This window comes from Spiroplasma sabaudiense Ar-1343 (assembly GCF_000565215.1).
In the GTDB taxonomy this organism is placed as follows: domain Bacteria; phylum Bacillota_I; class Bacilli_A; order Mycoplasmatales; family Mycoplasmataceae; genus Spiroplasma_B; species Spiroplasma_B sabaudiense.
Map to the genome: position 1 here is coordinate 522,278 of NZ_CP006934.1, position 18,019 is coordinate 540,296.

Sequence of the window (18,019 nt, forward strand, 5' to 3'; positions counted from 1 at the left end):
TTTCATTGTTTACTAGATTTCTTTTTTTTGGTATTTTTTCTATTTAAATAAAATTTATTGTAAAAAAATATTTTTTGTATAAAATTAAATAGAAAGGAAAAAATTATTATGTCAAAAACAGATATTATTAAAAGCGATACTTTAATTGCTGACGAAGCCAAGGTTTCAAGCAAAAAAATATCGAAAAAATTATCTAAAACTAATTCAAGCCAATCTGGTTGAAATAAATTTTTGAGTATGCTTCAAGAGCTTGGTAAATCATTGCAATTTCCAATTGCGGTTTTACCTTTTGCGGCGATTTTAAATCGTTTTGGAGCCTTAGGAATTCAGTTTACAACCGATGCGGCGGGTGAAATTACTAACCAAGCTGGTTATTGAATTTCATTCTTCTTTCAAGCCCCGGGGGGGGTTGTCTTTGATAACCTGCCATTGCTTTTTGCAATTGGGGTAGCATTTGGATTAGCCAAAGATCACCGTGGTGAGGTGGCATTAATTAGTACGGTATTCTACCTAATTATTGTCGCTTTAACAGGTAAAGAGGGCAGTTTGCCAGAAGCAATTTATGGAACATTGTTACCATTTAAAACTGCTGATGGGAAAGAACTATTCTCAAGCTTATTCTACGTACCAGTTTACGAAGAGGGCGTTATTGTTGGAGGAGCTTATGTTTTAAGTGTTGGGGTATTGGGAGGAATTGTCTCAGGATGTTTCTCAGCGTACCTTTATAATCGCTTAAAAGAGATTCAGTTACCTCAAGCACTATCATTCTTTTCTGGGCGACGTTTTGTCCCAATGGTTGCCATGGTTGTTGCCATGGGAGTAGCATTTGGATTTGCAGTTGTGTGACCATGAATTCAATTTGTCTTAATGAAATTTGGAAATTTGGTGGCCAATCCAGAAAATCCAGCCGTAGCCGTTCCGGGAACAGCTGTATTTGCAGCTTTGAACCGTTTCTTACTGCCATTTGGTCTTCACCAAATTTTAAATACCTTCTTTTGATTCCAATTACCAATTAACGGATTTGTAATTGATCCAATTACAGGTAATGCTGGAACTGTTGAAAAATGAGTAAGCGGGGATATTAATGCCTTTGCTCAAGGAATTGAAGGTTCAGGGCTTTTCCAAGGAGGATGATTCCCAATTATGATGGGAGGAATGCCAATGGCGGCTGTTGCGATGATTATGGCAGCCCCAAAAGCTAAACGCCAACAAGTGGCTGGATTCTTAGGAGGAGTTGCTGCAGTATCATTTATTAGTGGTATTACAGAACCAATCGAATTCTCATTTGTATTTATTGCCCCAGTATTATTTGGAATTCATGTTGGACTTAGTGCGGTCTTCTTTGCGGTTTCAACTGCAATGCGTATTCAATTAGGATTTGGATTTAGTGCTGGATTAATTGATTATGTTGTTTCGTTTGCTCAGTCATGAGGGTTCTCACAGCACAACACTGGAGCGTTTAAAGTATTGGCAAACCCATTAATGACTCTAGTCTTAACAGTGGGAGCAGGAGCTGCTTACTACTTCATTTTCTACGGTGTGATTGTTAAAATGAACATTCAAACACCAGGTCGTGAAATTGAAGTTGATGGTGCTGCACCAGTGGCAATAGTGAAAACCGAAAAAACTAAAGGGAAAAAGGATTTTACTGCTAAAGCACAAGCAATTATTGATGCTCTAGGAGCTGACAATATTGAAATTGTTGATAACTGTACAACAAGATTACGTCTAACTCTAAAAGATGCAAATGATGGAAACATCAATGATGCAGCAATTAAAGCTGCAGGAGCTTTTGGTATTAAAAGACTTGGTGACAAATCAATGCAAATTGTTTTGGGACCTGATGTTCAACAAGTATCATCAAAAATGAAAGAATTACTTGGAAAACAATAATTATTAATTTTGTTTTTAAAATAATGATTTATTTAAATATAAAAAAGCAAACCTGCTTAAAACAGGTTTGCTTTTTTTAAGAAAAAACACCACAAAGGTGGTGTAAAATTTTTAAAATGAAGGTTATTTATAACTTAAAATTGACGAATTTATTAATGGTGGGCGTAATCACCATAACTATTGTGGGTGTGGTATGTTTCATAAGTGACAGTAACTTCACCAACTACTAAATTAGCGTCTAAGCCAAAAATTGTTGACTGGTGATTATTGTTAATTACCCCGTCACCATATTTAACAAAGAATTTTTCAAATCCTAAATTTTTTATAGTGTCGGGATTTTTTTCACGAATTTTTTCTCATAGTTCGTGAATTCTTGGGGCTTTATCAAATCCGGCTCCAAAACGGCCTAGCTCAGTATTAATTATTAAGTCTTCTACATTTAGGGGTTTATCCTTATAGGGAATTAGGTTGTAAGTAACTTTTATTTCTCCCTCAAATGAATGGGCTTTAGTATTTGCCATTATGGTTGCCGTTGTAGTGGTACTATCAATACCAGGCTTAAACATAAGATCTTGCAAAGAAAGGTATCTTTTCACATAACTTTCTTGTTCGGGATCTAGGTCAGCGTTTTTTTCCTTTAATGCGATAAAAATCGAATACAATTCCGGGGGAGCGGTAGTGTACTTAACTTGAATATCTCCTAAATCCAAATTTTTTATTACATCACTTAGTTTTGTCTTGGGTCTAGCCACTTTTGTTGTGGTACAGGCTGTCACTACCGTAATTGGGGTTACAAGTAATGAGAATGAACCAAGAACACTCAAGATTTTTTTCAAAATAGCCTCCTTCTGTGTATTACTACAGCATCAACGGTCTATCTTCTTGTATGAACTGGTTAACTTTTGTTAACAAAAATATATTAACACGATTTTTTTAAAAAGGAATAATTATATTTGTAAAAATAATTATTAAATTAAATCTCTAAAAAAATCAAAAAAAACTATTATTTTTCTTTATTTGTAATAAAATTAATTATAAGAAAAGAGTTATTTAAAATATGAGCAAAACCAAAAAGTCTTTGAAAGAATATAAAAATTTTTTATCTCAGTATCGGAAAATTAACTGATTTAATTTATTTTTTTTCATTTTTGATTTAATAATTTTTATTTTGGTTTTTGCAGGGTTTTTAACTACAATTTGTCTTAATGAATTATCACAAAAAGAAGAAAAAATCGTTTCTTACATTGTTTTAGGACTTTCGTTTTATATTCTAATCAAATTTACAGTTACCAATTTTTTTTATAGCAATATTTATTTTTTGAAACTTAATATTTATAAGAAATCAATTGAAATTGATAGCATTGAAATTGAAAAAAATGAAAAAATTGATTTTGTACCATTCTGATTTTTGGTGATATTAATCACTATTAACATTATTTCAACAATTATCATAAATTTTCAAGCTGACACCGTTTTTGAGAATCAACCAGTTATTTCTGCGTGTATTTCAACTATGGCTAGTGTCTTGCTAATTCCTTCATTTTCAGCAATTTTAAACAAAATAACTGAAGTTAAGAAACCAGTAGTTAATAACTATACCAATTTATTAAAACAACAATTTGTTAGTTTTAAGGATTTATTCAAATCTTGCAAACCAGGAGAAAACTTTGAATTCGTTTATTTTAGTGATCTAACACTACAAAGTAAAAGGGGAATATTCATTATTGATAGCACTAAAAAAAATAAAAAAATTAATGATTTTAATCATGAAATTATTGAGATTTATTGTAAAATTTGAGCTAAATACTACGATTTCTTAATGCTAACCAAAAATCAAAATATAAAGTCACGTAGTGCGTATTCTCTTGAAAGAGAATTTGATAAAATATTTATAAATTTTTTAGAGTGGTAATTGTTAAATAATTTTAGACACTTATTGAGCGATTTTAAAATAAATAAAATTAATAAATTTAGCAAATATAAATTAAATTTTGTGCTACTATTTTCAAGAATGTTTTTAGCTATGACCCATATAAGGTTTGGAATTTTAAGATTTTTTTGTTATAATTATTTAAGATATATGAGGTAGATTATGTTACTGAATAAAATTATTGCAAAGAATTTTATAAAACCTGGAATTAAGACTGTGAATTTTATTCCAAATGGAGAATTGCAAAATGCTTCAATTGCTAAAGATAAAAACCATGAAATTAATCAACTTTTAGATATTGTAAATGGTGGCTGATATAGCTATACTATTTCGTTTGAGAAATTTTATCCCAAATTTGCGTTACAAAATAATGATATGGATTTGGAAATTGACGCTCTAGTATCATTAGATGATTTAGAACTAAAAGAACTAAATAAGAATTTGCGCGCAGATGGTTTTATTAGACCAATTAAATCATCAGAATTTCTATTCCAAATTAAAGTTTATTGACCATATTTATTTCCTGTTGTAAGATTAGTACCTCTAACATTTCCAAAAGAACAAACTCTGATTTTAGGAAATCATTATGCAAAATTTATTAAACCAAATTTAACTAAAAAAGAGATTTTGGCAGGAGCAGGAATTAATGCTGTTGCCCAATTTAGAAAAAAATATTTCAAATTAAAAGCTCAAAAAGTTTCAAACAAATACAAAGAACAGCATTTACAATACATAAGTTTAATCAGAGCTACATTCACTCATGATAATAAATTTATTGGTAAGCTTGCAAGATTAGTTTACAATATTGATGATGGAGATATTTTAAATTATGGAGATAATCCAGAGTTCTTCTTTAATAATAAAAATATTAAAAATTGATTGAACTCATTTCAGCTTTTTGTAGATTTTCCAGAATTTAAAATGAGTTTCTTTGAGCTAATTTATGAATATTTTTTATGTGATTTACAATGGCTTTATTCAACAAGAACAATTAATAGCGGTTATGAAATTCAAAAATTACTTTTTGAAAATGAGGCTACAACAGCAATTGACTTTAGTAAGTACCAAAAAATCTTTACTGGTGCCATTTCTCAAAAAGAACGCGAAGAGCGTCGAATGAAATACAATAAAGAACTATTAAATTACAATCAAAAAAATGTTCTTTTTGATAAAAAGTCAATCGAACTATTAGCTAACTTTAAAATTTTAGCTGATCGCCAAGAAAACCTGATTTCAAAACAAATTCAGTTTAGTCCAAGAATTTCAACTAAGCAGCCAGTAAGTCCAAAAGCGCATCAAGATATTAATAAAGAATATTTTTCAGATAGAAATATTCCAGCAATGGTGAAAATGATAAAAGAAGAAGATAGTTCAAGTTATCTTTTCCCACAAAAAGCACAAGTTAAAAAAAGCAAACCGATTATAGAAAATGAAAGTGATTTTTCATTTGACACCAAAATGTTTGATTAAAATATATTTAAAGGCGATAGATATCGCCTTTATTAATTATTTAATAGAAAGAAAGAAAAGATGAGTAATAAGAAAGATATACTAGAAAAAGATTTGTTAAGTGAGATTGATCGCGAAAAATTGTTTAGTGAAATCCAAGATAACCAAATGGGCGAATCAGCTAAAAAAAATTTCTTAGATAACATAATGAATAATTATTTTTTAGATAATGATAACTTTAATTTTTTAGAAGATAATGGGATTAAAATTTGGGAATTTTCAGAAAATGAAAATTGCATTTGCTTAGAACCAAAAAAGTACAAAGATTGTTGCCAGTTAAAGTTGCAACCAAAAAGAAATGAAAACTACATATCAATGGTTGAAAGCTTGGAGAGCAACGATAGTTATAATGAATATATCAAAAAAATGAAACACAGTTTTGATAAGGAAATTGAAAATTTTATTAAAATAGGAAGCTGTTCTTTTTTTGATTGTCATGAAAAGTTAGTAAAAAGCAATCTATGGGATGAAAAAAATTTTTTTGATGAAGAATTTTTTTCTGCATTAAGACAAAATGTTTTTGATACTAGATTCACAATGGGAACAACTTTTTTTAATAAAGTAGATCCAAAAATATTTGATTACTATGGCTTTTGCAAAGAGCATAGTCAAATTGTTTCAAATAATCATTTGAAAATTTCAAGTTCAAATGATCATGAAAAAATTCTTACTCTTAACTTTGCAATTATTGCTTTTAAATACTATTTTGCTAAGAACACATATCAGGTAATGTATGATGAGTATATTAATAATTATTTAAGTATTGAAAAAATTGGTCACAAAGCAATGATGGTATTTCGATTAAGAAAAGTAATAAATAACCTAAAAGAAATAAAAATTAATTTTTTTGAAATTCAAAAAGCACTTCAGAAGCAAGACTGTAGTAGTTTTGAGTTTACCGACTTTGATATGAAAAACCAAAATAATTTCGTCGTAAGAGATATAGTGCAATTTGCAATTACTCCAAAGAATTTTACAGTAATAAATTCTGTCAACAATCCTTTTAAAAAAGATTTAATAGCATTTATGAATGTTTTAGTAATTAATAAAAAAACAGTAGTAAGTTTCATGCACTTAAAATCATCAACAGAACTTAATGATTACTTTAAGGAATGAAAAGAATTAAACTTAGAAAAAAAAGTAGATTGAGAAACTTGAATTTCCAATAATGCTTTGATACTAACTGATGGAATTTTACTGAATTTCAAAAAATGAAATGATTTCAATACCGAAGAAAAAGTACTTTTTAGTGCGTTAAATAAATTTAGATTTGAAAATCCTCAGCCAGGCCAAGAATATTTAAAAATGAAGTTTTTTGCAGGCTTTAATAAAGGTAATAACTTTTTTTAAGGAGTGTTTAAAATGGATATTAAGTGAATCTCCTTATTGGTTATCTCAATTTTATATTTTGCAGCCTTATTAATTTCGGGAATTTTAGCTCTTCGCTATCAAGCAAAGCATAAAACTTTTAAAAAAATTTCTCATGAATTGGAAAATAATATTTTACAATTCAAAAAATCTTTTGAAGAAAATTTTCAAGAAAATAATTTTATAAAAAGTAATTACGATTTACCTAAAAACGAAGGATTATATTTAGAAATTAATAATTTTAGTTGTTATAAAACTACAGTTCCTAAATCCAAAAAAGAAATTTTTACTGATGAAAATGAATCGGAATTCAAAGTTACTTATTTAAAAGAAAATTATACTTTAAAGAATAATAAATTTAAAGTTCCAGATTTTTTTGGAAAATTATATCTCACTAATTTAAGAATTTTATTTCAAAATAGCGAAGGTTTTTTTCAGTTACCTTTATCCCAAATTAACGGTTGCATTATAACTGTTTTAAACATTAATGGTTTTTATAAACCTGGAGTTATAATAAAAACAGCAACTAACTACTATAGAGTTGTAACAGATTCTACTGAAATAGGTTTTTACATAAATAAATTATTAAATTAAAGTAGGTGAAATAATTATGAATCAGCAGCAACTAATTAATATTAGTGGGTTATTAATTTATGTTCTAACAATTGGGGTCTTCCTTTATTTTTTAATTGATTTGCTTTTGAGATTTCATCAAGGAAACAAAGTTGATGACTTTGAAAGAAAATTTTTTAACAAAAAATTATGGATAATTCTAATTTGAGTAAACCCCATCACAATAGTGATCTTATTTATTTTAACGATTTCCGGATTTTCACTTTTTTTTGTGACAAATCTTAACTCTTGAAATATATTCTTTCAAGTATTTTTTATGTTAGGAACTTTGTTTATTTTATTTGAAATATTATTGATAAGTAAAAAAGGCAACGCCTTGCAAATAATTATTACTCAAAAATGGTTAATATTAATAAATGATATGATTGAACTTGCATTAATAAAGAAAATTAATTATGATTATAAACATAAGTTTATTTTTATCGAAATAGGGGAGAACACTTCAATAGATAGGGTAGTTCGCATAAAATACAATCGGAAGATTCGTGAATTTTTAAAAGCGGATTTGAAGAGTTAACTTAAACTTTGGGGGAATTATATGAAAAAAGATACATATTTATCGAAAAAAGAGTGAAAAATAATTGATTCAAAAAATGTCAAAAGGATTAAAAAAGAAAGTTTATCACATTTCTTAGATATTCAAGTAAATATTTTAGACTCTTTGAAGGCAGCTTTAAAAAAAGATGAGAATAATACTTTTATTTCTGAAGCTGTTTTAAAAAAAGAAGAGGAAGTTGCTAGATTAAAAGAAGATTTTATAAAATTTATCAGTAATGAATAAAATAAAAAGTTCTAATATCTAGAACTTTTTATTTTGAAATTTTTTGTGCTCCTTTTAAATATCAGTAAGTACCGTTATTTAATGAGCTTGTAATTGAATCGTTTTGAAAAATAAATTCATAATCTGTTATAACTTTTCCTTTTATGTATTTTAAGGTGAATGAAACTTTTGATGAATTATTATCGGTGATCGCTTCATCACTAATATTTGTAATTTTAAAATTCTTTGAAAAAACAATAGGTTCATATTTGTTTTTTTCTTCCATTATAGATTTATCTTTTAGCTTATTACTTTGAATCTTTATTCCTAAAACTATTTTTTTTAAAAAATCGCCTGTTGTATCATTATTTGCTAAATCATTTTGAAATAGTTTTTCAAGTTTCTCATAAAATGATCCACTTTGAAATTCATTTTCAGCTCCAATTGGTGCTCCTAAAAGATCGGTTGCTTGCAATTTTTTTGTACCATTATTAGAATTTTTTGCATGTCACCCTTTATTGCTGTTTAATTTTAAAAATGCTGGTATTAATGTAACGGGTTCAGGATTCAAACTTTCAATTTTAGTTTCATCATTAACTGAATTATCTAATGAGTTAAATAGAGTATATTCTGCACTTAAACTTACACACAATTCATAAACTTTTTTTAAATTGAATAAATACTTATTATTTAAACTATTATCTTTTTTAACTTCTAGAAAACTTGCGGCAGTATCAATAAGTCTTGAAAATGATTTCTTCTCAAAAGTATTGTCAATAATTTTTGAGTTTATATTAAAGCTACTTAAAATATCTGTTAATGGTGTTGAAAAAATTGATTGAAAATTTTTGAAATTTTGCTTACTTTTATCGTCAAAATCCAATCCAACTAATCCTCAAACTGATGATAAAATATCTCCTGACCACAATTTCAAATAAGCATTATCAAAAATTTTGTTAATTTCATCTGAAATACCTTTCTTAATTACATCCAAAATAATTTTCACAAGTCCTGTTATTTCAAACTTTGATTGGACAACTATTGATTTCGCAATCTTTGGCAAAACGTTTTTTATTCCTGTTTCAGCATATTCATTTAAATGTTTTGTTGCATTTGCGGCTGCGTTAGCAATTGCATTAATTATTGGAAAAAATCCAGCAGTTTCTCTTTTTGAAACAGTAGCGATTGGCCCAGCGTCAGTAAGAGTAACCGAATAGTTTGCTTTTTTTTCAACTTGGAACAAAATTGCCAAAAATTTTTCAAAATTGTAACCGTTTGAATCGCTTTCGGGATTTTGAAAAATCCCTTGGAATACTTTAACAATTTTTTGAATATTTAGGCTACTATTTATATCAAAATTACTTTTTCTTACATTTTTTAATACTTCAATGTTATTTTGGGTTTTTGAAAACAGGTGATCTGAATCAGTGATTTGTGATGGGGGAAGACTTATTATATCTGAAAATGCTTCTAAATGTTTTAAAATAACCATAATTGATTTTACAATTTTTGAAATTCCCGATACCAAAGTGGTAGTATCTTCTGTTATTTTAAGATTTTTTTGAATAATTGCATCGAAGACTCTAGTTAATACAACTGTGCCATCGTTTCCTTTTCTATCATTATCAAACTTAGTACTTGTAGTTAAGTCGCCTTTTCCAGGAATTGAAATACTTTGATTGGTAATTTCTGCAATTCCCAAGATTAGTTGATTTAAACTATAGTGGATTGCATCTTGTTGAGTTTTAACAAATGTCATATCAGAAAAATCAAAAATATTACTAATTGCTAGTAGGTTTTGGTTAGAAAGTATCGCTTTCATTTTAGAATAACCTGAATCATCAACGATATTTTTCATAATATCACTTGTGAGAATTGAAGTTAGTGTTCCAGAAGTTCTAGTGTTAAAACCATTTCCAAAAATTAAAAGGGCGGCCCCAGCCATTGCTGAGATATTTCTAATTTTTGGTTCTGAAGGGTCAAAACCATTTTTCATTGTCAAATTGGTTTCAACTTGAGGTTCAGATAAAAAACCTTTATAGTTTTTATTTTTACCAAAGGTTGCATCCAAAATTGAATTAAAGCTTGCACTTTTTTGGCCTTTATAATTGGTTAAAAGATCAGCTGCCTTGCTGGTTTTGTATCGATTCAACGTATAATCAAAATCAATTCCTTCTTGATCATTTAAAACAACAGCACGACCGTAATAACTAAATATTTCAGTTAAGCTTTTGGTGGCTGCTCTTGCTTTCTTTAAACCATTATCTAGAGTGTTACACGCTATAACAGAAGTTGACGAACTTACAACTAAAGCCATACTTCCAAAAATTGCTAGAATTTTTTTCATAACTCGACCTCACTTTGTTGTTATTATACACCTTCTATTAAAAAAGGCATTAAAAAAAACACATTTAGTGTTTTTTTGAAGTCATTTTAGTCATTTCTCAATATCTAGTTTCCGTGTTTTCATCACTTATTTTAGTAAATATTTTATATTCAAAATTATAATGAATTAATTGATTGGTTAAATGTGATCGATAAATCATTGTGTAACTAATGAATTCATTATTATCTATCATTTCGGTTTTAATATTTTCAGTTTTAAAGTTTTTTGAATTTAAGTAGGGGACAAACTCTGAGTGATATTTATTGGTCATTTGCTTTTTCATGTATCCCATTAACGAGCCAATCCCAATAAAGGTTTTTCTAATGAACAAGCCAGAATTATCTTCTGAATTGTCATCATAAGAGAACAAGTTCTTCAAACTTTCAAATAGAGTATTTGGTAAAATCTGAGTTTTATCACTATTTAGTCCCAAAATTCCTGTCAAATCAAGTCTATTACCATTTTTTTCAGCGTATCATCCTTTATTAACGATTAAATGAAGAATGATATTAATTGCGGTTTGGGGGGCACCATCAAATTGTGGTTCTCCAATTGAATTAAATACTTGATATTTTTCACCAAGTTTTTTAAAAATATCTAATATGTTATCAAATTTAAATAGTAAATCAGTGTCATTGCTGTAATTATCTTTAAAAGCTTTAATTGCATCTCCTAACGAAACATTTACCAATGAATCTAAAATCTGGGGTAAGTTAATATTTAAAAGCTTTAAAAAATCACCGATTGGAGTTTTGAAGATTTTTCTTAAATTAGCAAGTCCTTCAATTAAGGTTGGGTCTAGGTCTGGAACTATCATAGTAATCAAGTCTTTTATGATTGACCCTTTAAAAATTTCAGGAAAAATATTATTCATTTTATTAATAATTTCTGGTTCAGTTATCACATTATAAATATCAGGGGCAAATAATTTAATTTGATTTAAAGTTCCGCTGTTAAAGCCAAATTCACCACTATTTGTAGTTGCTAAAACTATCATTGCTAAAAGCCCTGGCAAAACAGTTCCTAAAATGGCAGGGAAACCTTCCATTTTACCTAAACCAAAACCAATTCCCCCAAGCAATTGCAGTAATCCGTGATTTAAAGATTCTTTTGGGGCTAGCAAAACAAATTCAAAGCGTTCTCGATTGTCAACTTTAAAAAATATTGCCAATATTTTTTGAAGTCCAAACCCGTTTAAATCTGAACTTTGGTCGTTCAAAGCTTGGTCAAAAATTTTCAATAAGTAAGTAATGTTTAACGAACCTTTAGCATTAAATTTGTCTTGACGAACTTTTTGAATTACTTCAAGATCTGATAATTGGTTATCAAATAAATTATTTTTTGAAGTAATAGGTTTATCGGTGTTTTTGTCATAGTTTGAAAAATCCGATACGTATTTAACAATAATCATTAGCGCCTTACCAATTTGAGAAATAGCATTTAAAATACTGTCTATATCAGTATTGATGCTAGCTTCCCCAGCCAGTAATTTTTCAATAATTCGAGATAGTACATGACTACCATCACCCTCAGATCTAAAATTCATGTCTGGAAATTCTGTAAATAAGGTTAATTTATCATCGTTTTTAGAGCTAATACTTTTGTCATCCCCGGTTAAATCAGCTAAACCCAAAATTAATGAATTCATTGCGTAATTTAGGGCTTCTTGGTTGGTGGAACTTTCTAGGTCCGAGAAATCAAAAATTGATCCTAATTTTGTAATATTATCCTCTGATAAAACATCACTAATTGTCTCCAATAATTCAGGACTTAATGCCCCTTTAATTACTTCACTTTGTAAAACAGCTTCTATCAAAGTTGCTTCTTTAACATCAAAGCCATTTTTAACAGCTAAAACTAGTGTACTAATTAGGGAACTAATTTGACTAAAACTATCATCAACTCATGAACGGTTACCATTCAAATTAACAAGACTGCTGTCTAAATTTTTAAATATACCAGAATTGGGAACTTTTTCACCAAAGCTGGAAGCAAATAGTGAGTTAATTTTTGAATTGTTGTTATTAATTCCCGAATCTGGCCAAGCTGTATTTATTGTTTGATCCCCATAGTATTTTAAACTATCATCAATGCTAATGTTTTCAGCATCGCTTAGAATAAATGACTGTGATACAAATTTTGAAAGGTCTAAAAATTTGTTTAAAGACTTATCATTGGTAAAATTATTAATAACACCAGTACAAGCAACAACGCTAACCGAACTCAAACTAATTGAGGTTACCCCCAAAGCCGCTAATAATTTTTTCATAAATACCTCCACTTATTAGTTTACTTTTATATTACACTAAATAGTTGTAATTTCTGAATTATTATATTAAAATAGTTTTTGTAATTAAAAGGGACTGGTGAATTTTTTGAGAAAAAGCAATGGTATTTTACTTCTAAAACAAAGCTTAATAAATATATTAAAATTTAGAGTCCAATTCATAATTGTCATCGTGTTATCGTTTTTATCAGCTTCGATATTAACAGTTTCAATGGGAATTAATAGCACGTTAAACAATAATTTTCAAGAGGTTGTTGGAAAAGGAAATCAATTTGATTTTGAATACCAATATCAATTCAATCAGCGACGTAATGTTGAGGGTCCAAATCAGACTATCCCGCTTAATGCCTTTGTAAATAATAATTATTCAACATTTATAAAAGATTTAAATGAAAAGGACATTAAAGAAGAAAGTGCTTTTAATTTTATTTTGAGTAGCCAATCAAACCCTGAGTCTAATGACAATTTTTTGATTAGAACATACCAAGATCAAAATTTTCAAAACGCAATTTATGAACAATTTAAAAATGATACCTATGGTGTAACAGAAAAACTATTAGTTTATGATTATGATGCAAACCAAGATGAATTTGTATACAATCCAACCGGTTTAGAATGAACATTTGAGCCAGCCTTTAGAAAAACAGCCTATGAAGTACTAACAAGAGAATATAAAAAAGATTTAGGTTGTGGACCTGATGGTCAAGCCACGGCGCTTGATTACACTAGATATACTCCAGCTGGAATTTATACCATGAACAACGGTTGTTCATGAGTGGGTGATGATTCTAATTCACTAAATGTTTACATGAACTATGCCTTCCAAAATTTAATTAAAACAAACTTCACCCAGTTTGGTAATTTTTTTAAATTTCTTGTTGTGGATCAAATCATCAACAAACTTGATGCCAACCAAAAACCTACAAAGCAAATTGTAACTACAAAATTTAATGAAACAAATAATTCTGGAACCTGAAGCGAACTTGACTTTCAAAAAGGGGTTGGAGTTAATTTATATGATGCAGCATCTTTTGAAACTGCAGATAAAGAGGAAAACGCTAGAAAACTAACTAGTTTGTTTTATGAATACATTTTAGGGTATTCAATATACCCAACAAATGTTATTCACAGTAATTTTTTAGGTGATTGAATTAATCAAGTTAAAGCTAGCGAATTGATTTCCCAAAACAAGGAAGAAGATAAAAATTTCTTAAAAACTAATAATGATGTTTACAAATACGGTAGGAGGGGACACATTAACCCAATTGTCATATCTGTAGAAAATAATTTAATTCAGTCAAATAAGTGATTGAATGATCATTGAGCTATGACGGGTTTGCCATTCGAAGAACCAAGTAATACAACCCAAATGAACTTACATCAAAATTTTTATGAGCGACCAAACTTGGAAAGTTTTATTAATCAACCCCAAGATAGTGACTCAGTAAGATCTAGTATGTTTATCAATCACCAAAAATTAATTGGTGAAATTATGGATTTTGATGTTAATTTAAGATCTGAATTATTTTATTTTGATAACGAATCTCAAAGTAAGGTTCGTGCTGTGGCAATTGATGAAAACGAAAAAGATCCAAACTTTACCATTTTAAAAGGTTCGGCTCCAAGAGCAGCCAATGAAATAGCTATTTCGCAGCAATATGCTAGAAAAAACAAAATTAAAATTGGTGATGTTATTTCTGTTGGAGGGGCATCAGCAATTGTTTCTGGATTTGCAACCGACAAATATTCTTACTATCCAATGAGTGATAAAGATGTTCCATTACCTGATAATAAAAATGGTTTAATTATTTTTGGTTTCAAAAGTACTTTGGTCAACATCGGAATTTCTGGATTTGAAAATTATGTAACCTACTATAACTCAATTTTTTTAACCAATAAGGGTGCAGCGGTTTCCAAAGATGCTCGCGCTAATTTATATAGTGCCTTATTGAACAATGTTCCCAATCAAGCATCTAGTTACTACAACTATACAAAAGAATCTTATGACTCAATTTTAAGCGAAAGACCCGAAGATGTTAAAACTTTTTCTGGACACTATGATATGAAATCATTTAAGGACTCAAACTACAGCTTAGGGTGAACGGTTAATGAGTCAGTCTTAAGAATTTATAACATCGTTTCGATCGCTTCGGTTGTAATCATCTTACTTATTTCACTAACTGCAATTGCAATTGGAATTGCCAAAACAATTAGAGCTAATATGGGTCAAACAATTAACCTAAAAGCGTTGGGTGTTAAAACAAGTGAAATTGCTTCATCTTATTTAACTTATGCTATTATTGTCGCTATTGTTGTTCCGATCGCTTGAATATCTGGAATTTTCTTACAAATTCCTTTGGCTAATATTTTTTCAGACTACTTATCTGCTCCATATAATGTTATTAATCCAACTTGAGCCGCCCTGGGAATTGCCTTTTTAATATTTGTTGGTATTGCCGCCATTGTTTCTTTCACAACAGCCTTTATCTTAACAAGAGGAAGTATTTTACAATTACAAGAGCAAAAAAATAAAGTTCATCGTTCAAAAATGATTGATATCATCAAAAATCGATGAATGAAAAATTCAAGTTTTTCAAAACGATTTAGTTTAGAAATGGCATCATCAGGTTCGCGACAAACATGAATGGTTTCTTCAACAATTTTTATTTCAGCATTTTTTATTGGAGGGTCATTAGCACTGCCATCAATTGCCTTGAATTTAAAAGAATCATATTATAAAAATATCAAATATAGTAATGAATATTCAACTTACCAACCAATGACCAATTCTCCGCTTTCAAAAGTTACATTAAATACTTGAAAAGGTCAAAAAGAATTAGAAGCTGACTGAAAAGAAACAGATCAGTTTTCTGAGTATGGCTTGAATGGTTATTATTCAAATTTAAATAATTATACAGCAACTACAAATAACGTTGGAGTGTTACCAAGTTTTATTTATACAAAAGATTCTCAAAATCAAGAAAAAATTGACTGGTCAATTGAGTATTTAATAAAAAACCTTGGAGATTTAGTACCAATTGTTTCAAGTATTTTTGGGACAAACTTTTACAATGCTACGGGACAAGCTTTTTCGATTGGAGAACTTGAACAGTTTATGGCATTTATCCTTCAATCAGCCACAAACCCAGTCTCTAAGAAACCTTGAACAAATGATGAAGAACGTTTAAAATTACTAAAAGAAATTAGTGTCACTCTAACTGAGGGTTTGGGTCCAATATTAAGTTTAGTTATGGGGTCGATTACCGATGATGGTCAAACACCAAGTGTTGATGATGATTGAAAAAAACAAATTCTAGACTCAATTATTTCATCAGTGCCCCCATATGTAAAATCTTATGTAAATAGTAGTGAGAGTCGAAAAAATCAGTTTGCATTTGGTTATTCTTTTGATCAAGTTGTAACCGATAAAGAAACTCTTGCAACAAAACTTAGTTTCAATACACCAAAATATTCTAATTTAGATATCATCGGCTTACCTGAAGATCAAAAAGCATTTTCTGTTGCAAAAAGTGAGTTTAGTCAAACACAATTTTCAGAAGAAACTCATCAAAAGGTCGCTCAAATTGTAAATGGAACTTATCAAGGCGGTGACATTGTTGAAAACGAAACCAAATTATATAATGCTTCTACAAAAGAGTTAAAAATTCCAGTAATTGCTAATCGTCAAGCAGAAGCTGGCTTAAAATTTGGTTTGGGTGATGAATTATCAGATCTTGATTTTGAGACTGCTAGACTAACCTTCAAAGGACGAAGCGGCTATGAGAATTTACCAAAAGGGGCATGAGCATACAATAATTCAGACTACAAGCAAATTAATGCCAAAGCAGCAGATTTTCTAGATCCGTTTGGATTAGATAATAATAAGTTCACTTATAATGAATCTATCAAAGATGGAGTCTTAAAAGATGGGGCGTTTGTCTTTATTGAGTGGGAATATGATGAAAAGGGTAATATCACCGGATCACATTTGCGTCCATACTACAACTATGACAATTTAGAATTATGATTCCCGGAAAACAAAATTAATGTAGAAGAATTCCATAAAAGTGATAACTTAGGAAATCAAGGACCTAATGCGACATGATTTGACAGTAATATCATTTCTGGTTCAAAAAATTCTAGAGATGAAACTATCATTGTCCCAGAATCTGCTAAAATTGCCTGAAACGAGAATGATTCATCAACAAAATGAGTTAGAATCCGCCCTTATGACTTGAGTTTTGATGCTCGATGAAAAAAACCAGAGCGCAATCTTCAAGCAGGAGAATTGCAATACTTATTGAATAAAAATTTATATTTTATGCATTCACAAGTTTCTGGAAACCAAACCACGGTTATTGGAACAGCTCGTGGCTATGATAAAATTAATAATAATAATCTAAATAAAGTAAGTCTTGTAAACGTTGGGCAACTAAATTCTTTTAACTCTAACATTATTTTGGGAGATCAAAATATTGTAAATAGTCTTGGAAATCTTTCTAATACTTATTTCACCCCCTATGACTACAATCCTGTGGGATCAAAAGCAAACACTAGCTTCAAAGGAATTCAAAATTATAACATTTTAGCACCAACTGATTTAGTTAAACGTGAATTGCCAAAACAATTTAGAGACGGTTATAATGGCAAAATTAATTATTGGTGAAATACAAAATATAGCAACATAGATGAAACCTTGGGAATTACATCATATGTTTCATTTATCAATAAGGAACGAACTGGTCAATTTGCCGTTGGTAATGTCAATAGTTTTAAAATAACAACTTCATATGAAACCCAAAATCTTTTAAGTGAAAAAAAAGCTCTAGTTAATCAAATTTCTGGAATGGCTGTTTTAATTGGAGGATTATTAATCACAATGATTATAATAACTTCGTCATTATTTATTATTTTAATTTGTGATTTACTTGTTTCAAAAAATAGTCGTTTTATTATATTGATGAAATCAATTGGTTATTCAAGACGTCAATTGGTTAGTTATACACTTGGGGTTGTTAATATCTTTAGTATTTTAGGATTTATCCTTGGTCTAGGATTTTCTTACTTAGCAATCTGGGGACTAATTAGTTACTTAGGAAGTGCTGGGTTTGCGATTCCATTTGCATTAACTTGATGAGCTCCATTTTTAGCAGTGATTTTAGTTGGTGGTGCTTATGGAATAAGTATCTTTGCAGCAATGTTCAGAGTTATTAATACCTCACCGCACATTTTAACTTCACAACCAGATTAAAA

11 protein-coding genes are annotated in these 18,019 nt (G+C 29.2%); 8 read left to right on the forward strand and 3 right to left on the reverse strand.

Annotated elements, in window-relative coordinates:
- Window positions 1–108 precede the first annotated feature (108 nt).
- Window positions 109–1,893: a PTS transporter subunit EIIC gene (locus SSABA_RS02400; RefSeq protein WP_025251008.1), complete on the forward strand. Its 1,785-nt coding sequence runs from the start codon at window positions 109–111 to the stop codon at window positions 1,891–1,893.
- Between the two features lie 152 nt (window positions 1,894–2,045).
- Here SSABA_RS02400 and SSABA_RS02405 read toward each other — a convergent pair whose 3' ends face one another.
- Entirely contained in the window at window positions 2,046–2,729 is a 684-nt protein-coding gene (locus tag SSABA_RS02405; protein WP_025251009.1) for a lipoprotein, read from the reverse strand.
- A gap of 221 nt (window positions 2,730–2,950) precedes the next feature.
- On the opposite strand from SSABA_RS02405, the gene SSABA_RS02410 reads away from it, so the two are divergent.
- From SSABA_RS02410 to SSABA_RS02435, 6 genes are all read left to right on the forward strand, one after another.
- Window positions 2,951–3,805: a hypothetical protein gene (locus SSABA_RS02410; RefSeq protein WP_025251010.1), complete on the forward strand. Its 855-nt coding sequence runs from the start codon at window positions 2,951–2,953 to the stop codon at window positions 3,803–3,805.
- 180 nt (window positions 3,806–3,985) lie between these two features.
- Window positions 3,986–5,293, forward strand: coding sequence for a hypothetical protein (locus tag SSABA_RS02415; protein WP_025251011.1), 1,308 nt, complete (start codon window positions 3,986–3,988; stop codon window positions 5,291–5,293).
- Window positions 5,294–5,353: 60 nt separating this feature from the next.
- On the forward strand, window positions 5,354–6,682 hold the full coding sequence (locus SSABA_RS02420; RefSeq protein WP_025251012.1) for a hypothetical protein: 1,329 nt from the start codon (window positions 5,354–5,356) through the stop codon (window positions 6,680–6,682).
- Window positions 6,683–6,694: 12 nt separating this feature from the next.
- A complete protein-coding gene (locus SSABA_RS02425; protein WP_025251013.1) occupies window positions 6,695–7,294 on the forward strand; it encodes a hypothetical protein in 600 nt (199 codons plus the stop codon).
- Between the two features lie 16 nt (window positions 7,295–7,310).
- Window positions 7,311–7,850 (forward strand): hypothetical protein, encoded by a 540-nt coding sequence (locus tag SSABA_RS02430; RefSeq protein WP_025251014.1) that lies wholly within the window; start codon window positions 7,311–7,313, stop codon window positions 7,848–7,850.
- A gap of 21 nt (window positions 7,851–7,871) precedes the next feature.
- Window positions 7,872–8,114 carry a hypothetical protein gene (locus tag SSABA_RS02435; protein ID WP_025251015.1) on the forward strand — a complete coding sequence of 81 codons (243 nt, stop codon included), beginning with the start codon at window positions 7,872–7,874 and terminating at the stop codon, window positions 8,112–8,114.
- 28 nt (window positions 8,115–8,142) lie between these two features.
- Here SSABA_RS02435 and SSABA_RS02440 read toward each other — a convergent pair whose 3' ends face one another.
- A complete protein-coding gene (locus SSABA_RS02440; RefSeq protein WP_025251016.1) occupies window positions 8,143–10,440 on the reverse strand; it encodes an MOLPALP family lipoprotein in 2,298 nt (765 codons plus the stop codon).
- Window positions 10,441–10,504: 64 nt separating this feature from the next.
- Window positions 10,505–12,748, reverse strand: coding sequence for an MOLPALP family lipoprotein (locus SSABA_RS02445; protein WP_025251017.1), 2,244 nt, complete (start codon window positions 12,746–12,748; stop codon window positions 10,505–10,507).
- Window positions 12,749–12,854: 106 nt separating this feature from the next.
- Between SSABA_RS02445 and SSABA_RS02450 the strand changes: the two genes are divergently transcribed.
- Complete coding sequence (locus tag SSABA_RS02450; RefSeq protein ID WP_148293478.1) at window positions 12,855–18,017, forward strand: ABC transporter permease; 5,163 nt, start codon at window positions 12,855–12,857, stop codon at window positions 18,015–18,017.
- The last annotated feature ends 2 nt before the right edge of the window (window positions 18,018–18,019 follow it).